Origin of the sequence: Streptomyces sp. MMG1533, from assembly GCF_001279775.1 — a bacterium.
Classification (GTDB): Bacteria; Actinomycetota; Actinomycetes; order Streptomycetales; family Streptomycetaceae; genus Streptomyces.
The window spans coordinates 18,722-42,755 of record NZ_LGDG01000269.1 but is presented as its reverse complement, the minus strand read 5'-3'; the positions used below and the strand labels follow the sequence as shown (position 1 = coordinate 42,755).

Here is a 24,034-nt window from a genome sequence, read left to right as displayed (position 1 = left end):
AATCAATCGGCGGTGTACACGGTCAGGCTAGCCCGGCCGCGAGAGCACCCAGTCCCCGATCCGGGCCAGCAGCTCGTCGGTGGCCGCGTGCTCCGCGTGCCCCATACCGGGCTCCAGCCAGAGTTCGCCGTGGTCACCGGCGGCGGTGGCCAGCATGCGGGGGTGGTCCAGCGGGAAGTAGCCGTCCCGGTCGCCGTGCACGATCAGCAGCGGGGTGGGCGCGATCCGGGGCGCCGCCTCCACGGGGGACAGCGGCACCGGGTTCCACTCCCGGTGGTGGATGCGCGTCCGGAGCCCGTACCGGCCCACCAGGCGGCCTTCGGGGCGGGTTACCAGCCAGTGGAGGCGGCGCATAGGGGCCGTGCCCCGGTAGTACCAGCGGGCGGGAGCGCTCACCGAAACCACCGCATCCGTTCCCGCTTCCGTGCGCCCCTCGCGCCCCGATCCCTCCGGCGAATGCAGCGCCGCGTGCCGCAGCACCACCGAGCCGCCCATGGAGAAGCCGACGGTGGCCACGCGCGCGTGCCCGAAGGAACGTGCCCACTCCACCGCGGCGGCGAGGTCGAGCACCTCCTTGTCGCCGACCGTGGAGCGCCCGCCGGAGGCTCCGTGGCCTCGGAAGGAGAACGTGACCACGGCCCCGTACTGGGCGAACGCCCGCGCGATCCGGCGTACGTGCGGGCGGTCCACATCGCCGGTGAACCCGTGCGCGATCACGAACACGAGGTCACGGGAAGATGGCCTTCCGGCGTCGTATACGACCGCACCCGGGTCGTATACGGAATCAATGGAAATGCCGTCGGCCGTGTGCAGAAACGTCCGGAAAGGTGCGCGTCTGCTCGTCTCGGAGTACGGACGAACGGTGGAACGCGCCACATGACCTGCCCGACCAGTGCTCATGTGGGCTATTCTCCTAAGCAGAGGACTCGGGCAGCGTAGCCCCCGGGTCCTTTTGTGCTTTCGGACGCGTTGTATACGAAGCGGAAAACCGCAGGTGTACGGGGCCCCGGGAATGCAGAGCAGTCCGCAGTGCCGCAGTGCCGCAAACGTCCTCGCAGGGACCGAGGAGGAACCAGACGTATGAGTTCTCTGCTGCTCCTGACCAATGCCCTCCAGCCGTCGACGGAGGTGCTTCCCGCCCTCGGCCTGCTCCTGCACAACGTGCGAGTGGCTCCGGCGGAAGGCCCCGCCCTCGTCGACACCCCGGGTGCCGACGTCATCCTCATCGACGGACGCCGCGACCTCCCGCAGGTCCGCAGCCTGTGCCAGCTGCTGCGGTCCACCGGGCCCGGCTGTCCACTCATCCTCGTAGTGACCGAAGGCGGCCTCGCCGCCGTCACCGCCGACTGGGGCATCGACGACGTCCTGCTGGACACCGCCGGACCGGCGGAGGTCGAGGCGCGCCTGCGCCTGGCCATGGGCCGCCAGCAGATCGTCAACGACGACTCCCCCATGGAGATCCGCAACGGCGACCTGTCGGTCGACGAGGCGACCTACTCCGCCAAGCTCAAGGGCCGCGTCCTCGACCTCACCTTCAAGGAGTTCGAGCTCCTGAAGTACCTCGCCCAGCACCCGGGCCGCGTCTTCACGCGCGCACAGCTGCTGCAGGAGGTCTGGGGCTACGACTACTTCGGCGGCACCCGCACGGTCGACGTGCACGTACGACGACTGCGCGCCAAGCTCGGACCCGAGCACGAGTCGCTCATCGGGACCGTCCGGAACGTCGGTTATCGATTCGTTACTCCGGAGAAGGCCGACCGCACCACGGACGAGGCGAAGGCCAAGTCGGCCCCGTCAAAGCCGGAGGATGCGGACGAGGCGGCCGCCCTGGACGGCACGGAGATCCCGGCAGAAGCATGACGGACGCACGGACGCTCGGGCCGGGCACCGCTTCCGCACAGGGAGCCTGCTTGACGCCCTGCCCAGAGCGGGTCCATCCGCGTAGACTCCGCGCGTGGCCAAGGTAACCAGGGATGACGTGGCGCGGCTGGCAGGGACGTCCACTGCCGTCGTCAGTTATGTCATCAACAACGGACCCCGGCCGGTTGCCCCGGCCACGCGCGAGCGTGTCCTCGCCGCGATCAAGGAACTGGGGTACCGGCCGGACCGGGTCGCCCAGGCGATGGCGTCCCGGCGCACGGATCTCATAGGCCTGATCGTGCCGGACGCGCGCCAGCCCTTCTTCGGGGAGATGGCGCACGCGGTCGAACAGGCCGCATCCGAGCGCGGAAAAATGGTACTCGTCGGCAACTCCGACTACATCGGCGAGCGCGAGGTCCACTACCTGCGCGCCTTCCTCGGGATGCGCGTCTCCGGGCTCATCCTCGTCAGCCACGCGTTGAACGACAACGCCGCCGCCGAGATCGAGGCCTGGGACGCCCGCGTCGTCCTCCTGCACGAGCGGCCCGAGGCCATCGACGACGTCGCCGTCGTCACGGACGACCTGGGCGGCGCCCACCTCGCCGTGACCCATCTGCTGCAGCACGGCTACGAGTACGTCGCCTGTATGGGCGGCACCGCGGAAACCCCCGCGGTCGGCGACCCGGTCTCCGACCACGTCGAGGGCTGGCGGCGCGCGATGGAGGAGGCCGGCGTCCCCACCGAGGGCCGGCTCTTCGAGGCGCCGTACAACCGCTACGACGCCTACGAGATAGCCCTGGGCATCCTCTCCGGTCCCCGGCGCCCGCCCGCGATCTTCTGCTCCACCGACGACCAGGCCATCGGCCTGCTGCGCGCGGCGCGCGAGCTGCGTATCGACGTGCCGGGCGAGCTGGCGGTCATCGGCTTCGACGACATCAAGGAAGCCGCCCTCGCCGACCCGCCTCTGACGACGATCGCCTCGGACCGCTCCGCGATGGCGCGCGCCGCCGTCGACCTCGTACTCGACGAGGGGCTGCGGGTGGCGGGGTCCCGGCGGGAGCGGCTGAAGGTGTTTCCGTCGCGGCTGGTGGTCCGGCGGTCCTGCGGCTGCCTGTGAGGTCCCGAGAGCCTTTATGAGGGCTCTCTGAGAGACGTCGCCGAGCTGCGAGAGACGCCTTTACATCGGACGAACGAGGTTCTGCCGGGCTTCTCAGGGAGCGCTCAGGGAGCTCTCATGGTCGACGGACAAGCTACTTGCCATGACCGAGAGCTTCCGCCGCAGCGGCGAGTACGAGAACCCCGAGCAGTACCAGGGTCACGGCGAGCAGACTCCCGACCCCCTGCAGTCGGCGTACCCCCAGCAGCACGCCTCCTCCCCCGTGAACCCCGAGTGGCCGCCCCCGCCGGCACACCAGCCGGTGCAGCCGGTCACCGTCGAGCCGGGCACCACCGTGTGGCCGTCCCAGGCCTCGCAGGCGTCCACGCCGGCCGGATACGCGGCCGCGGGTGCCTACGGCGGCGGTGACGGCAACGGCGGCGGTACGGCCGTGATGACGGCGGTCCCCGCCGAGCCCGCGGCGCCTGCGCCCGCGCCGACGAAGCGCACGCGGGGCCCGCTCGCCCTGCTCGCCGCCGTGGCGATCGTCGCCGCGGCCATAGGCGGCGGTACCGCGTACGGCATCCAGGAGCTGACCGGCAACGACACGGTCGCCACCAGCAGCACCAGCACCAGCGTGATCCCGTCCGCCGACAAGGGCACGGTCGCCGGGGTCGCCAAGGCGGTCAGCCCGAGCATCGTCGAGATCAACGCCACCTCCAACGCCGGCGAGTCCACCGGCTCCGGCGTGATCATCACCGGCGACGGCGAGATCATCACCAACAACCACGTCATCTCCGGCGCCTCCTCGATCAAGGTGAGCACCAGCGACGGCAAGACGTACACCGCGAAGGTCGTCGGCACCGACAGCAAGAAGGACCTCGCCCTGATCAAGCTGGAGAACGCCTCCGGCCTGACCGCGGCCACCCTCGGCGACTCCTCCGGCGTCCAGGTCGGCGACACGGTCGTGGCGATCGGCTCCCCCGAGGGTCTGACCGGCACCGTCACCAGCGGCATCGTCTCCGCCCTGGACCGTGACGTCACGGTCTCGACCGACGAGAGCCAGAGCCAGGGCCAGAGCGGCGGCAGCGGCCAGTGGCCGTTCGAGTTCGGCGGCCAGCAGTTCAACGGCGACACGGGTTCCTCGACGACCACGTACAAGGCGCTCCAGACCGACGCCTCGCTGAACCCCGGCAACTCCGGCGGCGCGCTCATCGACATGAACGGCAACATCGTCGGCATCAACTCCGCGATGTACTCGGCCGCCGACGCCACCAGCTCGTCGAGCGCCGGCAGCGTGGGCCTCGGCTTCGCCATCCCGATCAACACCGTCAAGTCCGACCTGGCCACGCTGCGGGCCGGCGGTTCCGACAGCTGAGCCCAACCCCACCCAGTCCGTAGGGAGTACGTCATGATCAAGCAGGTTTCGCACACGGTGGCCGGCACCGACCCGGCCGGCTTCGCCCTGGCCCTTGAGGTGGCGTACGAGCTGCACGCGCCGGAGACGACGCGGGCGCCCGAAGTGGCCGCCGCCCACGGCGCGGGGCGCCGCGCGGTTGCCGCCCGCAGCCGCCGCCGTACGGTTCGGGGCTGATCTCACCCGACTCTTCCTTCAGCGCCAGCCGGGAACCATGCGAGGCTGAAAGCGTTCAGTAGTTTCAGCCCTCCTGTCCCACCGCACCCGAGGAATTCGAAGCCCATGAGCCCCGCCGATGGCGACCGTGACACCCAGCGCATCCTGATCGTCGACGACGAGCCGGCAGTGCGCGAAGCACTCCAGCGCAGCCTCGCCTTCGAGGGCTACGACACGGAGGTCGCGGTCGACGGCGCCGACGCCCTGGAGAAGGCGACGTCCTACCAGCCCGACCTGGTCGTCCTCGACATCCAGATGCCCCGCATGGACGGCCTGACGGCCGCCCGCCGGATCCGCGGTGCGGGCGACACCACCCCCATCCTGATGCTGACGGCCCGTGACACGGTCGGCGACCGGGTGACGGGGCTGGACGCGGGGGCGGACGACTACCTGGTCAAGCCCTTCGAACTCGACGAGTTGTTCGCCCGCGTCCGTGCGCTGCTGCGCCGCAGCTCGTACGCGGCGGCGGCCGGGGCGGGCGCGGTCGAGGTGGACGATGCGCTGACCTTCGCGGATCTGCGCATGGACCTCGCGACGCGGGAAGTCACCCGTGCCGGGCGGCCGGTGGAACTGACCCGGACCGAGTTCACGCTGCTGGAGATGTTCATGGCGCACCCTCGCCAGGTCCTCACGCGTGAGCAGATCCTGAAGGCGGTCTGGGGCTTCGACTTCGAGCCCTCCTCCAACTCCCTCGACGTGTACGTGATGTACCTCCGCCGCAAGACCGAGGCGGGCGGCGAGCCGCGGCTCGTGCACACGGTTCGGGGCGTGGGGTATGTCCTGAGGCAGGGCGGGGCGGAGTGAACAGGGTTGTACGACGGTTCCGGACGCTGCCGATCCGGGCGCGGCTGTCGATGCTGGTCGCTGCCGCGGTGGCGTTTGCCGTGGCGGCGGTTTCGGTGACCTGTTGGTTCATCGTGCAGGGGAAGCTGTACGACCAGCTGAACAGCGATCTGCAGAGGGGAATGAAGGGACCGGGGCAGATGGGGCAGATCCAGCAGGCCCAGACCGCCCTCGCCAACTGCTCCGCGACCCCGCAGGGCAACGGTTTCTTCCGGAACAACTACTCCCAGGTGGTGACGGAGACCGGAAAGATCTGTGTCACCGACGACTCCACGGGCACGGTCAAGGTCACGCAGTCCGACAAGGACAAGATCAAGGACGGCGACATCAGCCGGATCTACTTCCGCAACGGCACCGACGAGGACGGCAACGAAGTCCGCGTGATGACCCGTCCGCTGGGTGCCACCACTACCGTCACCGGGGAGGCCGGACCCAACGTCGGGCTCGTCGTCGCCGTACCGCTGAAGAGCACCCAGTCCACCCTCAACGAACTCGCCCTGATCCTGCTCCTCGTCTCCGGCGTCGGAGTCGTCGGTGCCGGAGCCGCCGGCCTCATGGTCGCCCGGGCCGGTCTCCGACCGGTCGACAAGCTCACCGAGGCCGTCGAGCACGTGGCCCGCACCGAGGATCTGAGCATCCGCATCCCCGTCGAGGACGACAGCGACGACGAGGTCGCCCGCCTCTCCCGCTCCTTCAACTCGATGACGTCGTCCCTGGCCAACTCCCGCGAGCTGCAGCAGCAGCTCATCGCGGACGCCGGTCACGAACTCCGCACCCCCCTCACCTCCCTCCGAACCAACATCGAACTCCTCACCCGCAGCGAGGAGACCGGCCGCCCCATCCCGGAGGCGGACCGCAAGGCACTGCTCGCCTCCGTCAAGGCGCAGATGACCGAACTGGCCGCCCTCATAGGCGACTTGCAGGAACTGTCCCGTTCGGAGGGACAGCGCGGCGAACGCCTTCAGGTGGTCGCGATGGAGGACGCCGTCGAGTCGGCCCTGCGCCGGGCACGGCTCCGTGGGCCCGAGCTGACCATCACCGCGGACCTCCAGCCCTGGTTCGTACGGGCGGAACCGGCCGCGTTGGAGCGCGCGGTCGTCAACATCCTGGACAACGCGGTGAAGTTCAGCCCCGAGGGCGGCAGCGTCGAGGTGCAGCTCGCCCACGGCGTTCTCACCGTCCGCGACCACGGCCCGGGCATCCCCGCCGAGGAACTCCCGCACGTCTTCGACCGCTTCTGGCGCTCCCCGAGCGCGAGGGCCCTCCCGGGCTCGGGCCTCGGCCTGTCGATCGTCGCCCGCACGGTGGAACAGGCCGGCGGCGAGGTCACGCTGGCCCGCGCGGAGGGCGGCGGCACGGTGGCGACCGTACGACTGCCGGGGGCGCCGACAGCGCCTCCCGCCGAGCCGCAATAGCGCCTCCGTACGACGGCTTCCGGCCTCCCTGCCTCCCCACCTCCCTTAAGGTGCCCGGATGATCGCCGTACCGGAGACATTCGCGCGGAGCACCGTCGAGCGTGAGGGCGAGCAGGGAGCGGCCTGGCTGGCCGAACTGCCCGGCATCGTGGAGGAGTTACTGGGGCGCTGGGGGTGTGTGCCGGACTCCCGTGAGGTGTTGCACGGGGGCGTCGGCGTGATCGTCCCGGTGCGGCGGGACGGTGAAGCGGCCGTCGTGCTGAAGGTGTCGTTCCCCCATCCCGGCAACGTCCATGAGCCCGACGCGTTCGCCGCGTGGGGCGGGCGGGGTGCCGTCCTGCTGTACGAGCGGGACGACGAGCGGTTCGCGATGCTGCTGGAGCGGGCGCGGACGCAGACCCTGGCGGAGGGCGAGGCCGGTGACGAGGACGAGATCGTGACCGTTGCGGGACGGCTCAACCGTCGGCTGGCCGTGCCCGCGCCGACCGGGCCGCCCGAGCTCCCCCGGCTGCGCGACCGGGCCGACACTTGGGAGCGGGAACTGCGCACCGATGCCCGGGAGTTGGCGCACACCATGCCGCCCCGCACGCTGGACGCCGCCCTCGCGACCGTCCGCGAACTGGGCCGCGTCCAGCCGGACACCCTCGTCCACGGCGACCTCCACGCCCGCAATATCCTGCGCGCCGACCGTGAGCCGTGGCTGGCCGTCGATCCCAAGGGATACGCCGGTGACCCCGCCTACGACGGCGGCACCCTGCTCAAGTCACGTGCCCTGGCCCTTCTCCAGGCGGACGACCTGTCCAAGGCCGCCCACCGCGCCCTGGACGTCTTCGCCGAGTCCGCGGAGCTCGACCGCGAACGCGTCCGGCGCTGGGCCCAGTTCCACGCCGTCCAGACCGCGTTCCACGGGCGGCGGCACGGGTTCCGGGTCGCCCGGGGAGGTCGGCAGCGGGACTGGCTCGTCCGGTTCGCCGACGAATTGGCGCAGTTGCTTACGTGAAGCGGAAACGGACAAAGGGCGTCAGACAGCCCTGCCGGCTGTCAATGTCCTGTCATCCCTACCGCATCTTTGCCCCTACCCGTGAGTACTCTGAGACCTTCCTGGCTGTCAGACAGGTGCCATCGGCACCCGTGCACAGCACTCGGGAGTGAGCCAACCCCCATGCGACTCATTCGCAAATCGACGCTCAAGAAGAGCGCCAAGAAGAGCACCAAGAAGAGCGCCCTGATCACCGCCGCCACCGCCCTCGCCCTGACCGGCCTGCTGGCCGGCACCGGCTCCGCGCAGGCGGCCGGCAGCGGTCCGGGCGGCGCGATGAACATCCGGGGCACGGACCCCGGCGACACCGACCTGATGATCGAGCGGCTCTGCAGCCAGGAGACCAGCCTGACCGGCGTCTACGGCGCCTACAACGTCCAGACCGGCGAGTTCAAGACCCACGACGAGTACCTCCGGGACGTCGCCCCGCTGTGGGTACCCGCCGGGCCGTGGGAGGTCTTCCGCGGCTGGTGCGGTTACGCGCAGGCCTCGACCTGGTCCACCAAGGGCGAGTCGGTCCGCGTCTCCCCCTGGATCGGCAACCGGGGTTCGAAGGACGACAAGGAGACCTTCGTCAGCAGCTACAGCACCAAGACGTTCGCCAAGAAGAGCGTCGGCGCCTCGATCAGCCTCTCCATAGCCAAGAGCATCTTCTCGGGCACCGCGGGCGGCAGCTTCAGCTACGAGTGGGGCTGGGAGAAGACCTCGTCCTTCGAGCGCCGCAGCGAGAAGACGATCCCGCCGTGCACCCAGGTCGCCGTGACCTGGACGCCGTACCAGCGCGTGGTGCGCGTCAACCCGATCTTCCAGGTGGAGGACTACAGCTGGGACCAGGGGAACGGCAACAAGGCCACGGTGTCCACCTGGCGCGGCCGGGACGCCGGCTGGAAGACGATCTACTCCTACGGGTATTACATCGACGGCACCTCGGACAAGCTCCTGCCCAACGGCCAGCCCGACGGCCGTGAGGACAAGTGGGAACAGAAGCTGGACCCGAAGACCTGCGCCTGATTCGGGCGCGGGCCCGGGTCCGGGTCCGGGTCCGGGCCCGGGTCTGGGCCCGGGTCTGGGTCCAGGCCCGGGTCTGGTTCCAGGCCCGGACCCGGGTCCCCTGATCCGGACCGGCGCGGCAACCTTTTCCCCATCGGCTCCGACAGACAAGTGACTTGATCCTCCCGTCACTTGACTCGATCGGATGCGTTCGTGAGTGAAACCCGCAGCAAGCCCCGCCACCGCAGGAGGAAGACCGCGCTGGCGGTCGGCGTCCCCCTGGCGCTGACCGCCGCCGGAACCCTCGCCTACGGCACGGACTTCGGTGTCTTCGGCGAGGGCGCTCAGAGGACGGCCTCCGCGGCCACCGCCGCGCCCGCCTGGGCGACCGCCACCGCCGACGGCTTCGCCTCCGTCAACGCCCGGGACCAGAACGGCACTTACGGCGGCCGGGACGGCAAGACGGTCACCGTGAAGACGCTCGCGGATCTGGAGAAGTACGCCACCGCCGCCGAGCCGTACGTCATCGTCGTCGCCGCCGCCATCAACATGGACCCGGTCGGCAAGGAGATCAAGGTCGCCTCCGACAAGACGATCGTCGGCGCCGGGACCTCCGGGCACATCGTCGGCGGCGGGTTCTTCCTCGGCTCCGGCGTCCACAACGTGATCATCCGGAACCTCACGATCCGGGACGCCTACCAGGGCATCTGGAACGACAAGGACCACGACTTCGACGCCGTCCAGATGGACGGCGCCCACCACGTGTGGATCGACCACAACGACCTGCGGCACATGGCCGACGGGCTGATCGACGTCCGCAAGGACAGCACGAACGTGACCGTGTCCTGGAACAAGCTCAGCCAGGACAACAAGGCCTTCGGCATCGGCTGGACCGAGAACGTCGTCACCGACATCACGATCCACCACAACTGGGTCCGCGAGACGGAGCAGCGCAACCCGTCGACGGACAACGCCGCCCACGCGCACCTCTACAACAACTTCCTGGAGGACGTGGCCGGCACCGACATCAACTCCTCCTACGGCAACTACTCGCGCGGCGCGACCAAGATGGTCCTGGAGAACTCCTACTTCCAGGGCATGAAGAACCCCGTCATCAAGGACAGCACCGCGAGCATCGTCCAGAAGGGCAACACCTTCGTCGGGACCAGCGGGCGCAACGAGAGCGGTGGTACGGCCTTCGACCCGAAGTCGTACTACGCCTACACGCTGGACAAGACGGCGGACGTGCCGGCGCTGCTCAAGTCCGGGGTGGGGCCGAGGAGTTCGATCGGCACGACGACCGCCTCGACGACCGCCGCGGCCGCCACCACCCTCACCGTCGCCAAGGACGGCAGCGGGCAGTACTCGACCGTGCAGGCCGCCGTGAACGCCGTACCGGCGAACAACCCCTCGCGGGTCGTCATCTCCGTGAAGCCGGGGACGTACCGCGAGGTCGTCAAGGTTCCCTCCAACAAGCCGCACGTGACGATCCAGGGGGCGGGCGGCAGCCGCAAGGACACCGTGATCGTCTACGGCAACGCGGCCGGCATGCAGAAGCCGGACGGTTCGGGGACGTACGGCACGCCGGGCAGCGCCACCATGTCCGTCCAGTCCGACGACTCCCAGGTCCGCAACCTCACCGTCACCAACGACTTCGACGAGGCGGCCAACCAGTCCCTGTCCGGGCACCAGGCGGTCGCCCTGCTGACGACGGCCGACAAGGTCGTCCTCGACTCGCTGATCGTCAACGGCGACCAGGACACGCTGGAGCTGGAGACCGCGGCGAAGGACAAGCTCGGCCGCGTGTACGTGACCAACTCCTACATCACCGGCAACGTCGACTTCATCTTCGGCCGGGCCACGGCGGTGATCGACCGGTCGATCATCACGCTCAAGAAGCGCTGGAACGGCACCTCGGCCGGCTACATCACCGCCCCGAGCACCCCCGGCAACCGCAAGGGCCTCCTGATCAGCCGCTCCACGGTCAACGGCGACGTCTCCGCCGCCACCTTCTTCCTCGGCCGCAACTGGCACCCCGGCGGCGACACCACGGTCGACCCGCAGACCACGGTCCGCGAGACGAGCCTCAGCGCCGCGATCAAGTCGACCCCCTGGTCCGACATGGGCGGCTTCTCCTGGAAGGACGACCGCTTCGCCGAGTACAAGAACACCGGCGCGGGCGCGGGTTCCGCGAGCTCCGACCGTCCCCAGCTGACCGACGCCCAGGCGACCGGTCAGGAGATCGCCGACTGGCTGGGCGACTGGACGCCTTCGGCTTCCTGACGTCCGCTTTCCCCCTCATCCCCGGCCTGTCCGCGGGGGTGAGGGGCATCGGCGTCGGCCACGCTCCACCGGCGCGGGAGCTTCTCGGAACCACTGACCGTACGATCTCCCCGGTCGCGCATCTGTTCGCGCGGCTCGGGAGGGCGTGGATGAGCGACGGCAGCGGTGTCAGCGGCGGGGTCGAGCGGGAGTACGGGCGGCGCGGATCCATGCCCCGCAGTTGGTTCGTCTTGCTCGGTCTCCTCGCCTTGAACGGCGTCTATCAGCTGACGCGCAGTACCAGCCTGCCGGCGTGGGTCAAGCCGGCAATGGCCGCACTCACGGTGCTGCTCGTCGTGTGCGGGGTGCGGCATCACAGGCGTGCCCGCACGTTCGTCGGAGCGGAGGGGATCGCCGTACGGCTCGGCGTGGGCGTGCGCCGTCGGGCCTGGCACCAGGTCTACGACATCCGGGTCGAGGCCAACCCGTACAGGAACGGCATGTTCCAGCCGCAGCAGCTCACCTACCTGTACGACACCGACGGTCGGCGCATGCTCCTTCCCCACCTCGACGATCTGCAACTGGAGGCTGTCAACACCGAGGTCACGGAGCTGCGTGCCGTCGTCGCCCGGCACCGGGGCATGGCATGGGACCGGCGTCCGGAGGTGGAAGCGCGGATCCTGCGGCGGGCGGGGCATCGAAGGGCCTGGTGGCGGGCCTATGCGGGCGCCTTCGTGGTCTTCTTCGGAATGCTGGCGGTGCTGATCATCCAGCTGATCACCGGCGAGCAGCCCCGGCCCGCCCTTCTGCTCCTCTGCATCCCGCTGGCCTCCTTCGCCGCCCTGGCCGCGTTCCTCAACTGGCGCTGGGAGTCCCAGGTGCCACCCCACCTCCGCGAGACGTAACCGGATCCGCAGGGCACCCATATCCGTCTGCCAGCCCCACCACAGCCCTCCCCCGCACGTTGGACGGATGGCTCGGAAGATTCTGCTCGCCGACGACGACGAGGCCGTGCGAGAGGGGGTCGGGCGGCTGCTGAGGTTCGAGGGGTACGAGACGGTGCTTGCCGGGGACGGTCGTACCGCCCTCGAACTGATCGGCGTACCGGAGGACGCTCCCGACCTGGTGCTGATGGACGTGACCATGCCGGAGCTGGACGGCCTGGCCGCGACCCGGCGGATCCGGGCGTCCGGGTCCACCGTGCCGATCCTGATGATCACCGGTCGGCACGCCGTGGGCGACCGTATCGTCGCCCTCGACAACGGCGCCGACGGCTACCTCACGAAGCCCTTCGCCACGGAGGAACTCCTCGCCCGGGTGCGGGCCCTGCTGCGGCGCGCCCCGCGGGTGCCCGCCGTAGAGGCCGACGACCGGCTGTCCTTCCAGGACGTCGTCCTCGACCCCCGCGTCCGTACGGTCACCCGCGCCGGCCGCCCCCTCGACCTCACCCCGACCGAGTACGCCTTGCTGGAGTACCTGATGCGGCATCCGGAGAGAGTGCTCGGCCGGTCCCGGATCCTCAAGGACGTCTGGGGGTTCGACTTCGAGCCCGCCTCCAACACGCTGGACGTGTACGTGATGTATCTGCGCCGGAAGTTGGAGCGTTGCGGGCGGCCTCGGCTCATTCGGACGGTGCGGGGGCTGGGTTACGCGCTGCGCGCCGCGTGAGTCGGGAACGACGCGTGAGTCGGGAACGACGCGTGCCAGGCCCCGGCGGCTCCCCCGCGCACCGGGTGGGCGAGCGCCGGGGAGCTCGAGCCGCTCAGCTGTCCAGCAGCGTCCCCGGCAGGTCGAAGGTCTTCGTGCGGCCCGTCGCCGGGTCCACGCGGGTCACCGACTTCTCGGTGTAGAGCAGCCAGCCCGCCGAGCCGGCGGTGACGTCCAGGGAGGCCGCCACTCCCTTGACCCGGGCCCGGTGGAGTTCCTTGCCGGTGGTGGTGTCGAGCTCCACGATCTCGGTGTCGTCGCCCGTCGCCGCCGCGAGCAGGAGCGAGGAGCCGGTGGTGGCCACCGCGTCGACACGGCCGCCGGTGACGGAGACCGTCGTCGCGGCGTCGGTGCGCTTCAGCGTCGCCTTCACCGTGCCCGGGGAATCCGACGTGCCCGACGCGCCCACGATCACGGGGTGGCCCCCCGGACACGCCAGGTTCTGCACGTCCAGGCCGCTCGGCACGGCCACCGGCGCCACCTTGCCGGTGGTGAGGTCGGCGGCGAAGACCTTTGTGTCGCCGGCGAGGCAGATCCGGTCCGCGGCGGGATCGGAGGCGGCGAGGCCGATGGTGCCGGGGATCTTCAGCTCGCGCTCGGTGGTCCAGTTCGCGGGGTTCTTGACCAGCACGCTGGAGGCGGTGGTGTCCTGCGCGGACTTCGTGTCGGGCAGTCCGGCCACCTCGGCGACCAGCGTCTTGCCGGGGAGGATCCGGCGCAGCCGTTCGTCGGCCTTCATGCCGTCGAGGACGTGGTCCGTGCGGTCGAGCTCGTAACGCCGGTCGGGCTTGTTCCCCTTGCGCGGCACGGTGAGCAGCCTGCGGCCGTCGGCGAGTTCGACTATCTGCGGGCTGACGGAGTCGTCGTCATCGGCCTGCTGGGGGACGACCGCGAGGCTCTCGGCGTGCGCCTTGTCCGGGTTGATCCCGACGACCGTGACCAGGCCGTCGACCTTGGCGAGCACGAAGGTGGTCGAGCCCTTCCAGTCCTTGCCCAGGTCCACGCCGCCGGGGCCGGAGCAGGCGGTCGTCAGTACGGCCGTGGCGGCGAGTGCGGACAGAAACAGGGGGTGCCGTGTCGTGAAACGTGCCATGGGGGGTGGCTCACCAGTCCTTCATTGCATCTGTGGGGGACATCCTCGCGGCCCTGCGTGCCGGGGCCAGCGAACCCATCGCCACCACCAACACCGTCAGTCCGAGGAGAAGCAGCAGGGTGCTCGCCGACGGCAGCAGCACCCAGCCCTTGACGTACGGCGCCAGGTCCGCGCTGCCGCGCAGCAGGGCCGCGGCGCCTCCGGCGAGCGCCGCGCCGAGCACGGTGCCGATCAGTGCGGCCACGGCTCCGACCAGCGCCATCTCGGTGACCAGCATCGTCAGTACGGACCTCGTACGGAATCCGACCGCCTTGAGGATGCCGATCTCCTGCGCCCGCTGCCGCGACAGCGCGCCGGTCACGGTGACCGCGCCGACGAACGCCAGCACCCCGAGCACCCCGAGCAGCACCTGCCCGACCACCTTGATCATCTCCAGGACCCCGGGCAGCGCGTTGAGCTGCTGCTGAAGGGTGACTGCCGGATAACCCAGCTTCTGCACGGACTTCGTCACGTCCGGCACATCCGCGGCGGTCTTCGCGACCACGGTCAGCTGGTCGTAGCCGATGGTGGAGAGGTAGCTCTTCTCCGGCTCGCCGGAACGCTGGGCGGCCCACTTGACCACGGTGGCGTCGGCGGCGTACGCGGCGTCCGGGTTGTCCAGCTGCCAGGTCGGGTCGTACACCCCGACCAGGCGGGCATGGCCGGAGACCCCGGTGCCCTCGCCCTGCCGTACGAAGCGGGTGGTCTCGATGTCGATCTCCTGGCCCACCAGCTTGCTCAGGTCCACGCCCTGGGACGCGGCCGGGGCCACGATCTCGCCCGGCTTCAGCGGGAAGAGGTCCTTGCGGACGGACTTGGTGACCGGCGGGGTGAGAGCGGGACGGTAGGTCGTCGCGTACAGCAGGACCGTGTCGCCCGCCTTGGTCAGCACGCCGAACGACACCTGCGCCCGGTGCTGGACCGACTCGACGTGCGGCAGCTTCGCGAGCCGGGCGGCCGTACGGTCCGTCAGCTGCGGGGTGTCGGGGCGGGAGTCGGGGCGGTCGACGGTGATGCTGCGGTTGGCGCTGCTCTCCTTGACACCCGAGTCGGTGACGCCCTGGGCGCTGTCGGCGATGCCCAGCGCGCCGAGACAGACGGCGGCGGCGACCGAGACCAGGGCCGCGAGGCCGATCAGGCGGCGTCGCAGGGCGCGGACGTTGGCCAGCGCCAGACTGAAGACGTTCATTCGGCGCTCTCCGTCCGCGTGTTGGCCCTGGCCCGCTCGCCGGTGGCCTTCTCGGCCGTCACGGACGGCTCCGCCGCGACCTGCGTGAACGCACCCTTCTCCAAGCGGTGCACCACGTCCGCGAAGTCCGACACCGCCGGATTGTGGGTGACCAGGAGCACCGCCCGGCCCTCGTCGGCCAGTTCGCGGAACAGCCCGAGCAGCACGTCCTCGCTCTCCGAGTCGAGGTTGCCGGTCGGCTCGTCGGCCAGTACCGCGGGCGGGTCGTTGACCAGTGCCCGCGCCAGCGCCACCCGCTGCTGCTCGCCGCCGGAGAGTTCGCCGGGCAGATGGTCGGCGCGCTCCGCGAGGCCGACCCGCTCCAGCAACGTACGCGCGCGTGCCTCGCCCTCTGCCCGGCGGCCGACGTACGGCAGGACGACGTTGCGCAGCGCCGAGTGCTGTGGCAGCAGGTTGTACGACTGGAAGACGAATCCGAGCCGACTGCGGCGCAGATCCGCCAGTGCCCCGTCGCCCAGGCCCGAGACGTCCGTGTCCCCGACATACACCCGGCCGCTGTCCGGCGGGGTCAGCAGCCCGAGGATGTGCAGGAGGGTCGTCTTCCCGGAGCCGGAGTGGCCGACGAGGGCCGTGACCTCGCCGCCTCTCACGGCGAGGTCGACTTCGCGCAGGACGTCGACCCTCCTTCCGCGCAGGGTGTAGGACTTGCCCACACCCTCGGCCCGCAGCAGTGCGTTCACCGAACTCTCGCTCACTTTCCGTTCTTCGGGGCCGGCAACCAGCCCATGGCGCCGTGCAGTTGACGGTCCAGCGTCCACACGGCCCAGGTCGTCTTGAGATCGCAGGCGGGGTCCCCGCCGCCGACCTGGTAGAGGCCGGGCAACCCGGGACAGCCCTGGTACGGCGTGATGCCGCGTCCGAGTGCTTCGCGGATCGGTGCGTCCAGTGCGCCACCGAGCAGCGAATACGCCCGTACGACCAGGGCGTAGGTGTAGACGGAGGTGAACCGGCCCGGGTTCTGCGCCCAGTGTCGCAGTGTGTCGGCGGTGATCCAGGACGGGATGCTGTCACGACGTCCGCCGTCGGCCAGTCCGACGGCGACCGTGGCCGCCGCCACCACCCGGTCCGGGGTGTCCGGGCTCCAGGTGTCGATCTTCGGTACGGCCGTCGGGGCCCCGGCATCGGTGCAGTTGAGGGTGGTGCGCTGCCACTGGGTGGCGTTCTGCTCGGTCACGGTGGCGGGCAGCACCTGCGGGTCGGCGCACAGCTGCTCGGCCTGCTCGCCGGTGCCGCCACCCGCGGTGACCTTGCGCAGGGCGGCCCGGGTCAGCCGCTCGGCGCCTTCCTGGCCGGCGTCGTCGGACTTCTCCTCGCGCCCGAGGGCCGCCAGCAGTCCGGGGTCCTTCCTCGACCAGCCGGCCAGCGCCCGCAGGCGTTGCACGAAGAGGGAGGCGTCCGGGTTGCCGATGTAGGCGTCGGGGTCGCGTACCGTCCCGTCGTCGAGCCGTTCGCCGTCGAGCCGCTTCAGCACCGGCGCGAACACGGTCTTGGGTGAACCGGCCGCCTCGAGCACGTGGACGAGTTCGTAGAGCTGCTCGTACGGGAGCGTCGCGGCGCCGTCCCGGAGGACCGGCTCCCACACCTGACGGTTCACGCCGGGCCGCTTCCCCGCGGCCTCCTGGATCAGCGTGTAGCTGTACGTGTCGTCGAGCCTGGTCGCCCGGGCGTCGGGCGTGAGGTCGGCGAAGTCGTCCGTGCGCGGCGCGGCGATCCGGGTGACAGCGTCGGGGACGGGTTCGTGCAGCAGCTGCAGCGAGCGGGCCAGGGCGCTGCCCTCGTCGAGCGGCAGGGGCTTCGTCGTGGGCGTCGTCAGCGAGCGCAGCCAGGAGACGGTGACGGCCCGGTCCGCCGCCGGGAGGTCGTCCAGCGCCCCGAGGGCGTCGAGCACTTCGAGGGCTGCCCAGGTGCCGCCGAGGCGTGCCGCGTCGCTGTCGTCGCCGAGGGCGGAGTCGACGTACCAGCCGCCCTTGGCCCGGAGCCTGTTCACGGCTGCCGTGTCGCCCGCGCCCAGCGCGGTGCCGGCGCCGGCCCGCCGCAGCGGGATCAGCCAGTCGCGGCCCCAGAGAGGGGAGGTCTCCAGCGCTTCCCCGCGCATCGACGCGACCTGTGCCGAAGCCGCGCTCGTCTTCGGATCACGGCCCAGCTCGGAAAGCGTCCGCAGCGCATAGGACTGCGCCTGAGGGCCGGCGGGCTGCTCACGCAGGAACGGGTGGTAGTAGTAGCCGTTCTGCTTGCTGACCAGAACGTCGAATTGCCGGGCGGCGGCGGATTCACGCCGCGCGGACTCATCGGAATCAGATGTGGATGTACATGAAGTGACGAGAGCGGCGCACATCGCCGCCCCGGCCAACCGGGACGCCAGCTTTCCGCCACGCGTCACCGAACCGAATTTCACCGAACGCCCCCGTGCGTCGTCCTCCTACAAATTCGCTGCGGCACCGCAGCGAAAAGTGTCACACCGCCGGGCCCTGACGGTGTGACACCCTCACCTACCGAAAGATCAGGCAGCGCCCGCGTACGCGCACTTCTCGCTGACCTTGATCGAGCTGGTCACCTGAGCCGAACCGCAGCTCTTGGTCGAGACGTACGTGGTGGTGCCGCCCGGCTTCATCTGGCCGTAGGTGTCGGAGATGTTGGCGTTGGTGTTCTTCCAACGCACCTCACCCAGGGACCGGCTCTTCATCGTGAGCGTGGCCTCGGGGTTCTTGGAGATCGTGATGGAGACGCTGATGCCGTGAGCAGCCAGTTCCGTGCGGTTCTGGATCCACTTCGCCTTGCGGGGGTTGGTCCCGGACATCTTCGTGGACGCCTTCCAGTCACAGGCGGACACGTAGAAACCGCAGTGCCAGGCGTTGATCGTGACCTTGTTGCCACCCGGGATGCCCACCGAGGTGGAGGCCGAGGTGGCGTGAGCCGGCGCCGCCGTCAGTACGAGGGCACCCGCCGCGATCGCGGTGGCGGCCCCGGACATCAGGCGCGTGCGTATGGACTTGTTCATTCGATTGTCTCCCCGTGAGATACCGAAGCGGTTTCGGGTCAAGAAACCGCAAACGCTCCGGACCTGAATCTCAAGATCCGGTTTGGCGTTCCCAATTGATACAGGAGATCGAACCGACAGCACAATCCAGCCAGCCGCCAGGGGACATGCCCTATGTCACACCGGGGAAATGGAACCCGACCCCGGAAAATGACATCAGAGAAGCAAACCTCCGTAAGTTCGTTGCACTACCTTCACACGCCGATGGTGGTTCGTTTACCCGGACAAGTCAGCCGCGCGTAGACCCCGTCCCGCGCGAGCAGCTCCATATGGGTACCGACCTCCACCACCCGCCCGTCGTCCACGACCAGGATGCGGTCGGCGTCCGGGGCGAGGCTCAGGTCGTGGGTGATCAGGATGGTCGTGCGGCTGGACATCAGGTGGCGCAGCGGCTGGACGACCTGGCGGGCGGCGACCGAGTCGAGGCCGGCGGTGGGTTCGTCCAGGACCAGGACCGGGGCGGCGCGGAGCATCGCACGGGCGATGGTGATGCGCTTGAGCTGACCGCCGGACAGGGCGGCCGTGCCGGGGGCGATCGGTGTGTCGTATCCCCGGGGGAGCGCGGTGATGAAGTCGTGCGCTGCGGCGGACCTGGCGGCCCGTTCGACGTCCGCGTCGCTAGCGCCGGGGCGGCCGCACTCGATGTTCTCGCGGATGGTGCCGTTGAGGATCAGCGTCTCCTGGGGCAGGAGGGCGACCTGCTCGCGCAGGAACTCCAGGGGTACGTCCGGGAGCGGGACGCCGTCCAGGGTGATCACGCCCGCCGACGGGTCGTAGAAGCGGGTGAGGAGTTTGGACAGGGTGGACTTGCCGGCGCCGCTCGCACCGGTGACGAGGACCAGTTCGCCGGGGGAGGCGGTGAAGGTCACGCCGTCGAGCGATTCGCGGGTCGCACCCGGGTAGCGGAAGGACACCCCGTGGAAGCCGACCCAGCCTCGGACGGGCCAGGCGCGGACCGGGTCGGCGGGGTCCTTGACCGACGGCTGGGCGTCGAGGATCTCGTTCAGGCGCTGGGCGCCGGCCGTCGCCGCGGTGAGCGTGAGGCCGAGTTGGCCGAGGTTGCGGACCGGGGGGTAGAGGTAGCCGATGAAGGCGGCGAAGGCGAGGAGTTGGCCGAGGGTCATGCGGTCGGCGGAGATCTCCCAGACGCCGAGGCCGATCACCGTGAGCACGCACACCGTCTCGACGACCTCGACGAACTGCTCGTACATCTCGCTCAACCGCGCCCCGCGGACGGACGCCCTCATCCAGGCGCGGGCCTCGCGGTCGAGGCGGCGTGCCTCGTCGCCCTGGCGGTTGTACGCCTGGGTGAGGACGACGTTGCCGAGGGACTCCTCGACCACCGACGTGATCGCGCCGTCGGCGACCCGTTCGTCCTGGGAGGCCTCCTTGATGCGGCCGGAGAAGCGACGGGCGGCGAGGAGGAAGAAGGGGGCGAGAACAAAGGTGACGAGGGCCAGGTCCCAGCGGAGCCAGAAGGCGGCGGCCGCGTAGAAGACGGCGGAGAAGGCGGCGGAGACCGTGCCGACGACACCCGACACGACCATCTGCTCGATGGCCTCCACGTCTCCGGTCAGACGCTCGACCAGGTCGCCCTGACGGTGCTTCTGGAAGAAGTGCGGGGGAAGGTCCTGGACATGACGGAAGACACCGGCCCGCAGGCGCAGGACGAATCTCTCCGCCGTCCAGGTGGCGAGAGAGTTGCCGAGGTAGCCGACCAGCGCGCCGAGCGCGGCAACGGCCAGCCAGGCTCCGGCCGGGCCCCAGAAGGCGGAGAGCGAGCCGGCCTCCAGGGCGTTGTCGGTGAGCTCCGCGAACAGCAGGATCGAGGCGGTCTCGGCGAGCGCTGACACCACCACGCAGGCGATGATCGCCAGCAGCCACCTGCGGTCGCCGCGCGTCAGCGGCCAGAAACGGCGGAAGGCCTCGCGGACTTCCCTCATCGTCGACTCCCTTTGGTTACGGCGGACTCCGTACGGCGGACATGGCCGAGGCGGGGCCCCCGGCGCGAGTCGTGCTCGCCGACCGGTGGCCCCGCCTCGTGGCGTGGAGCCTCAGCCCTTGTGCGCGACCGGGCGGCGCTTCGGAGCAGCCTTCTTCGGAGCGGCCTTCTTGGGCGCCGGGGCGGCCTTGCGGTTCTTCTTCACGGGGGTGACCTTGTGGAAGCTCATGTCTGTGTCCCTTTCTGCTGCGGTTCTGCAACAGTCCCTCTACCGATCTGCTGCAATTACCTGTGAATTACTTTGATTTACGTAGGTGAATGCTTTGTCAGCCCTTGTGGGCCACCGGGCGACGCTTCGGCGCGGCCTTCCTGGGTGCGGCCTTCTTGGGCGCCGGGGCAGCCTTGCGGGTCTTCTTCACCGGGGCGACCTTGTGGAAGCTCATGCGACTCTCCTTCTTTCCTTCTTTGCTTTCATGTCGTTCGCTTTCGACATGGAAAACATTACGGGATCCGAGAGCCAGGAAAAGCCAAATCCGCTTAGAGATCGATGAATTGAGCCTGAAAGCATTTTTCAGGAGGCCTGCGGAACCAAAGCAGAACTCACACAGGCTTTAATACGGCCTCAGTCGCCGAAGGCCAGCCCCTGCCCCGCCAGCCGGACCCTGATGCCGTCCTTCTCCACCCGTACGTCCCGCAGCCGGAGCTCACCCCGGGGCGGCTCGGGCAGCCGGAAGCCGAGGGAGAGCTGGTCGACGAGGACCGGGCGGGTGAGCCGGGAGAGGGCGTCGAGGAGCGTCGGGTCGAAGCCGAGGCGGTCGAGCACCTCGGGGTGGGCCAGGGTCAGGTCCAGGAGGTTGACCCGCATGGCCTGGTGGACGAAGTCGGGGGAACCGGTCAGGGCGGCGAGCTTGTCGTCGTTGCCCAGTGCCTGGCGGACCTTCGCGTCCGGCACCCCCATGCGCCGTACGACCGACGGGACCCCGAGCAGCGCCCGCACCTTGCTCGTCTCCCGGGCCAGCCGGCCCGCCGACTTCGGCGTCAGATGCAGGCCCTCCGAGGCACCGGCGCCGGGCCGGTACGTCGCCAGGTCCCCCACGTCCAGACGCATTCCGCCGATCGTCGTGGCGATGCCCTGGTCGCCGTCGCGCCCGATGCGGGCGTCGGCCCGCAGCCGCAGATCGTGACCGGCGACCGGCAGCGTGCCGCGCGCCAGGATCCGGTTTCGGCCGACGCCCGTGAACGTCACCTGGGACGCGCCGAGTTCACGGTTCATGTCGGCGAAGGAGAGCAGGACGTCGCCGTGCAGCTCGGGAACGCGGGCCCCGCGTACGGAGGTCGGCCCGTCGCCGTCGAGCGTGATGTCGTGTGCCGTCGCCGACACCGAGGCCAGCGTGATCCGGTCGGCCGCCACGTCCGGGACGGTCACCTTCACCGAGTCCAGCTGCCCGTCGATGAGTTGGGGCAGGAAGGGGAAGCCGTCGATCTCCACCTCGGGGGCCGCGGTCAGCTTCATGCGGTCCTTGAGGGCGTCCGCCGCCCGGTGCTCGGCGTAGAGCACGGCCCAGCGGTCGCCGAGGGTGAGGAAGGCGGCGAGCACCAACAGGCCCACCACCGCCTTCAGCGCGAACGGCAGCCCGGCGAAGCGGCTGCGCGGACGGCGCCGGCCGCGCCGGCGGTGCTGGGGCGGGGACCAGTGCTCCTCGTCCCCGCCCGGCACTTCATACGGGTCGTTCAGGTCTGCGTAGGGATGCGTTGATATGTGGTGGGGGGCGTGCATCGATCCATCCGACCATGCGTGTGCCCCCCACCCGCAACCTCATCCCGAGGTATGCGACTCAGCTCACGAACTGCTGCTCGCGAAACCGCCGCTCACTGACTGCCGCTCGCGAACTGCTGCTCGCGAACTGCTGTTCACTGACTACTGCACGATCGTGATCCGGTTCGTCACCGGCGGCGCGATCGGGCTGGTGGCCGACGAGTTGGCCGTCAGGTACTGCTGCAGGGCCGCCAGGTCGTCGCCGCCGACCAGGTCGTTCGTGCCCAGGCCCAGCGTGGTGATGCCGTCGCCGCCGCCCGCGAGGAAGCTGTTCGTCGCGACGCGGTAGGTGGCCGCCGGGTCGATGGCCGTGCCGTTCAGCTTGACGGTGTCGGCGACCACGCGGTCCGCACCCGACTTCGTCATGTCGAGCGTGTACGTCAGACCCGTCGACGGCAGCAGGATCTTCGGCGAGGCCGCGTTCGAACCGCTCACCTGCTCCTTCAGGATCTGGATCAGCTGGGCGCCGGTGAAGTCCTGGAGGTTCACGGTGTTGGAGAAGGGCTGGACGGTGAAGCCCTCGGCGTACGTCACCACGCCGTCGCCCTCGGTCCCCTTGGCCGCGTAGGTGAGGCCCGCCCGGACACCGCCCGGGTTCATCAGCGCGAGGTCCGTCTCCGGGTCGAGCTCCTTGCCGTACGCGAGTTGCGCGTCGGCGATGAGGTCGCCCATCGGGGACTCGGTGCCGGTGCTCGGTATGTCGGCGGAGATGTAGCCGATCGGGCGGTTGCCGATGGGCGCCGCGAGGGTGTTCCACTTGGCGATCAGCTCGGTCATGTCCGTCGCCTTGGGGACGGTCCGCGTGACCACGTGGTTCGCGGACGCCACGGCCGTACGGGCGATGTCACCCGTCCAACGGTCGTACGTCAGCGTGGTGTCCGTGTAGAGGCGGCCGAAGGACGCGGCCGAGGTGACCGTGCGCGGCTTGCCCGACGGGTCGTTGATGGTGCACGCGTACGCGGCGTGGGTGTGGCCGGTGACCAGCGCGTCGACCTGCGGGGTGATGTTCTTGGCGATGTCGACGATCGGGCCGGAGATGCCGTCGCCGGCGCCCGGGGAGTCGCAGTCGTAGTTGTACGACGCCGAGGCGGGCAGGCCGCCCTCGTGGATCAGCGCGACGATCGACTTCACGCCCTGCTTCTGCAGCACCTTGGCGTACTTGTTGATCGTCTCGACCTCGTCCTTGAACTTGAGGCCCTTGACGCCCTCGGCGGACACGACGCCCGGGGTGTCCTCCAGGGTGACGCCGATGAAGCCGACCTTGACGTCCTTCTTCTTCCACACCCAGTAGGGCTTGAGGATCGGCTTGCCGGTCTTCTCGTTCAGGACGTTCGCCGCGAGGTACGGGAAGTCGGCGCCCTCGAACTCCTCGTCCGTGTAGCAGCCGGCGGTCGGGTGGCAACCGCCGTTCTGCAGCCGGCCCAGCTCCTTGGCGCCCTCGTCGAACTCGTGGTTGCCGACGGACGTGACGTCCAGGTCGAGCTTGTTCAGCGCCTCGATGGTGGGCTCGTCGTGGAAGAGGCCCGAGATCAGCGGGGAGGCGCCGACCATGTCGCCGCCGGCCGCCGTGATGGAGTACTTGTTGCCCGCACGGGCCTCGCGCAGGTGGGTGGCGAGGTACTCGACACCACCGGCGTCGATCGTCTTGGTGGTGCCGTCCGCCTGGAGCTCGGTGACCCGGCCGGAGGAACCGGACGGCGGCTCCAGGTTGCCGTGCAGGTCGTTGAAGGACAGCAGCTGTACGTCCTGGTAGCGGCCCGGCGCCTGACCGCCGGGCTTGCCCTTGTTCTCGCCCGCGCTCGCCGCCGACGGCAGCGCGGCCGCCAGCGCGCCGACGGTGGCGAGACCGGCGGCCGCGGCCACCAGACGGTACGTACGACGTCTGCGGTGCTGGCGCGACTGGGATGTGGCTGGCATACGCCCCCCTGTGATTCTGGTGAGGAAGTGGGTGAGGAAGTGGCCCCGTCCCGGCGCAGCCTAGGGTCAACGCGCGTAGCGCGACAGAGGTTTCGT

General features: G+C 69.9%; 20 protein-coding genes. 11 read left to right on the top strand and 9 right to left on the bottom strand.

Translation table 11 applies throughout. From position 1 onward, the window contains the following. Positions 1 to 27: 27 nt before the first annotated feature. A complete protein-coding gene (locus ADK57_RS41335; protein ID WP_199830794.1) occupies positions 28 to 900 on the bottom strand; it encodes an alpha/beta hydrolase in 873 nt (290 codons plus the stop codon). A gap of 180 nt (positions 901 to 1,080) precedes the next feature. Here ADK57_RS41335 and ADK57_RS41330 point away from each other — a divergent pair, with 180 nt between their 5' ends. The 11 genes from ADK57_RS41330 (at position 1,081) to ADK57_RS41280 (ending at position 12,806) form a co-directional block, all read left to right on the top strand. Next, positions 1,081 to 1,860, top strand: a complete 780-nt coding sequence (locus ADK57_RS41330) for a winged helix-turn-helix transcriptional regulator (RefSeq protein ID WP_053754886.1) — start codon at positions 1,081 to 1,083, stop codon at positions 1,858 to 1,860. Between the two features lie 94 nt (positions 1,861 to 1,954). After that, a complete protein-coding gene (locus ADK57_RS41325; RefSeq protein ID WP_078973622.1) occupies positions 1,955 to 2,977 on the top strand; it encodes a LacI family DNA-binding transcriptional regulator in 1,023 nt (340 codons plus the stop codon). 142 nt (positions 2,978 to 3,119) lie between these two features. After that, on the top strand, positions 3,120 to 4,334 hold the full coding sequence (locus tag ADK57_RS41320; protein ID WP_053754884.1) for a S1C family serine protease: 1,215 nt from the start codon (positions 3,120 to 3,122) through the stop codon (positions 4,332 to 4,334). A gap of 33 nt (positions 4,335 to 4,367) precedes the next feature. Continuing rightward, on the top strand, positions 4,368 to 4,550 hold the full coding sequence (locus ADK57_RS41315; RefSeq protein ID WP_053754883.1) for a hypothetical protein: 183 nt from the start codon (positions 4,368 to 4,370) through the stop codon (positions 4,548 to 4,550). A 105-nt stretch (positions 4,551 to 4,655) separates the two neighbouring features. After that, a complete protein-coding gene (locus ADK57_RS41310; protein WP_053754882.1) occupies positions 4,656 to 5,393 on the top strand; it encodes a response regulator transcription factor in 738 nt (245 codons plus the stop codon). Next, positions 5,390 to 6,847: a HAMP domain-containing sensor histidine kinase gene (locus ADK57_RS41305; protein ID WP_053754881.1), complete on the top strand. Its 1,458-nt coding sequence runs from the start codon at positions 5,390 to 5,392 to the stop codon at positions 6,845 to 6,847. The genes ADK57_RS41310 and ADK57_RS41305 overlap by 4 nt, the downstream gene beginning before the upstream one ends. A gap of 58 nt (positions 6,848 to 6,905) precedes the next feature. Continuing rightward, the gene (locus ADK57_RS41300; protein ID WP_053754880.1) at positions 6,906 to 7,847 is read left to right on the top strand and encodes an aminoglycoside phosphotransferase family protein; all 942 of its coding nucleotides are present in this window, start codon (positions 6,906 to 6,908) and stop codon (positions 7,845 to 7,847) included. A 162-nt stretch (positions 7,848 to 8,009) separates the two neighbouring features. Next, positions 8,010 to 8,897 carry a hypothetical protein gene (locus tag ADK57_RS41295; RefSeq protein ID WP_053754879.1) on the top strand — a complete coding sequence of 296 codons (888 nt, stop codon included), beginning with the start codon at positions 8,010 to 8,012 and terminating at the stop codon, positions 8,895 to 8,897. A 192-nt stretch (positions 8,898 to 9,089) separates the two neighbouring features. Then, on the top strand, positions 9,090 to 11,159 hold the full coding sequence (locus ADK57_RS41290; protein ID WP_053754878.1) for a pectinesterase family protein: 2,070 nt from the start codon (positions 9,090 to 9,092) through the stop codon (positions 11,157 to 11,159). 149 nt (positions 11,160 to 11,308) lie between these two features. Further along, on the top strand, positions 11,309 to 12,043 hold the full coding sequence (locus ADK57_RS41285) for a PH domain-containing protein (protein WP_053754877.1): 735 nt from the start codon (positions 11,309 to 11,311) through the stop codon (positions 12,041 to 12,043). 67 nt (positions 12,044 to 12,110) lie between these two features. Continuing rightward, positions 12,111 to 12,806, top strand: coding sequence for a response regulator transcription factor (locus tag ADK57_RS41280; RefSeq protein ID WP_053754876.1), 696 nt, complete (start codon positions 12,111 to 12,113; stop codon positions 12,804 to 12,806). A gap of 94 nt (positions 12,807 to 12,900) precedes the next feature. Here the strand turns inward: ADK57_RS41280 and ADK57_RS41275 are convergent, their stop codons facing one another. The 8 genes from ADK57_RS41275 to ADK57_RS41240 all read right to left on the bottom strand — a co-directional run bounded on the left by ADK57_RS41275 (position 12,901) and on the right by ADK57_RS41240 (position 23,938). Continuing rightward, entirely contained in the window at positions 12,901 to 13,938 is a 1,038-nt protein-coding gene (locus ADK57_RS41275) for a hypothetical protein (protein WP_053754875.1), read from the bottom strand. 10 nt (positions 13,939 to 13,948) lie between these two features. Further along, positions 13,949 to 15,166, bottom strand: coding sequence for an ABC transporter permease (locus ADK57_RS41270; protein ID WP_053754874.1), 1,218 nt, complete (start codon positions 15,164 to 15,166; stop codon positions 13,949 to 13,951). Continuing rightward, a complete protein-coding gene (locus ADK57_RS41265) occupies positions 15,163 to 15,906 on the bottom strand; it encodes an ABC transporter ATP-binding protein (protein WP_199830797.1) in 744 nt (247 codons plus the stop codon). The genes ADK57_RS41270 and ADK57_RS41265 overlap by 4 nt, the downstream gene beginning before the upstream one ends. A gap of 11 nt (positions 15,907 to 15,917) precedes the next feature. Next, positions 15,918 to 17,606 (bottom strand): hypothetical protein, encoded by a 1,689-nt coding sequence (locus tag ADK57_RS41260; RefSeq protein ID WP_234390571.1) that lies wholly within the window; start codon positions 17,604 to 17,606, stop codon positions 15,918 to 15,920. A 120-nt stretch (positions 17,607 to 17,726) separates the two neighbouring features. After that, complete coding sequence (locus tag ADK57_RS41255; RefSeq protein WP_234390570.1) at positions 17,727 to 18,224, bottom strand: hypothetical protein; 498 nt, start codon at positions 18,222 to 18,224, stop codon at positions 17,727 to 17,729. A 233-nt stretch (positions 18,225 to 18,457) separates the two neighbouring features. Then, positions 18,458 to 20,206, bottom strand: coding sequence for an ABC transporter ATP-binding protein (locus ADK57_RS41250; protein WP_053754872.1), 1,749 nt, complete (start codon positions 20,204 to 20,206; stop codon positions 18,458 to 18,460). A 621-nt stretch (positions 20,207 to 20,827) separates the two neighbouring features. Continuing rightward, positions 20,828 to 21,982 (bottom strand): DUF2993 domain-containing protein, encoded by a 1,155-nt coding sequence (locus ADK57_RS41245; protein ID WP_053754871.1) that lies wholly within the window; start codon positions 21,980 to 21,982, stop codon positions 20,828 to 20,830. Between the two features lie 141 nt (positions 21,983 to 22,123). Further along, positions 22,124 to 23,938, bottom strand: coding sequence for a bifunctional metallophosphatase/5'-nucleotidase (locus ADK57_RS41240; protein ID WP_053754870.1), 1,815 nt, complete (start codon positions 23,936 to 23,938; stop codon positions 22,124 to 22,126). Positions 23,939 to 24,034: the final 96 nt, after the last annotated feature.

What these genes read in the sequence shown, in the direction of transcription:
- ADK57_RS41320 (WP_053754884.1), top strand. Translation starts at nt 3,120, where the DNA reads ATGACCGAGAGCTTCCGCCGCAGCGGCGAGTACGAGAACCCCGAGCAG.
- ADK57_RS41270 (WP_053754874.1), bottom strand. Translation starts at nt 15,166, where the DNA reads ATGAACGTCTTCAGTCTGGCGCTGGCCAACGTCCGCGCCCTGCGACGC.
- ADK57_RS41295 (WP_053754879.1), top strand. Translation starts at nt 8,010, where the DNA reads ATGCGACTCATTCGCAAATCGACGCTCAAGAAGAGCGCCAAGAAGAGC.
- ADK57_RS41285 (WP_053754877.1), top strand. Translation starts at nt 11,309, where the DNA reads ATGAGCGACGGCAGCGGTGTCAGCGGCGGGGTCGAGCGGGAGTACGGG.
- ADK57_RS41300 (WP_053754880.1), top strand. Translation starts at nt 6,906, where the DNA reads ATGATCGCCGTACCGGAGACATTCGCGCGGAGCACCGTCGAGCGTGAG.
- ADK57_RS41280 (WP_053754876.1), top strand. Translation starts at nt 12,111, where the DNA reads ATGGCTCGGAAGATTCTGCTCGCCGACGACGACGAGGCCGTGCGAGAG.
- ADK57_RS41315 (WP_053754883.1), top strand. Translation starts at nt 4,368, where the DNA reads ATGATCAAGCAGGTTTCGCACACGGTGGCCGGCACCGACCCGGCCGGC.
- ADK57_RS41250 (WP_053754872.1), bottom strand. Translation starts at nt 20,206, where the DNA reads ATGAGGGAAGTCCGCGAGGCCTTCCGCCGTTTCTGGCCGCTGACGCGC.
- ADK57_RS41330 (WP_053754886.1), top strand. Translation starts at nt 1,081, where the DNA reads ATGAGTTCTCTGCTGCTCCTGACCAATGCCCTCCAGCCGTCGACGGAG.
- ADK57_RS41335 (WP_199830794.1), bottom strand. Translation starts at nt 900, where the DNA reads ATGAGCACTGGTCGGGCAGGTCATGTGGCGCGTTCCACCGTTCGTCCG.
- ADK57_RS41255 (WP_234390570.1), bottom strand. Translation starts at nt 18,224, where the DNA reads ATGAACAAGTCCATACGCACGCGCCTGATGTCCGGGGCCGCCACCGCG.
- ADK57_RS41245 (WP_053754871.1), bottom strand. Translation starts at nt 21,982, where the DNA reads ATGCACGCCCCCCACCACATATCAACGCATCCCTACGCAGACCTGAAC.
- ADK57_RS41275 (WP_053754875.1), bottom strand. Translation starts at nt 13,938, where the DNA reads ATGGCACGTTTCACGACACGGCACCCCCTGTTTCTGTCCGCACTCGCC.
- ADK57_RS41310 (WP_053754882.1), top strand. Translation starts at nt 4,656, where the DNA reads ATGAGCCCCGCCGATGGCGACCGTGACACCCAGCGCATCCTGATCGTC.
- ADK57_RS41240 (WP_053754870.1), bottom strand. Translation starts at nt 23,938, where the DNA reads ATGCCAGCCACATCCCAGTCGCGCCAGCACCGCAGACGTCGTACGTAC.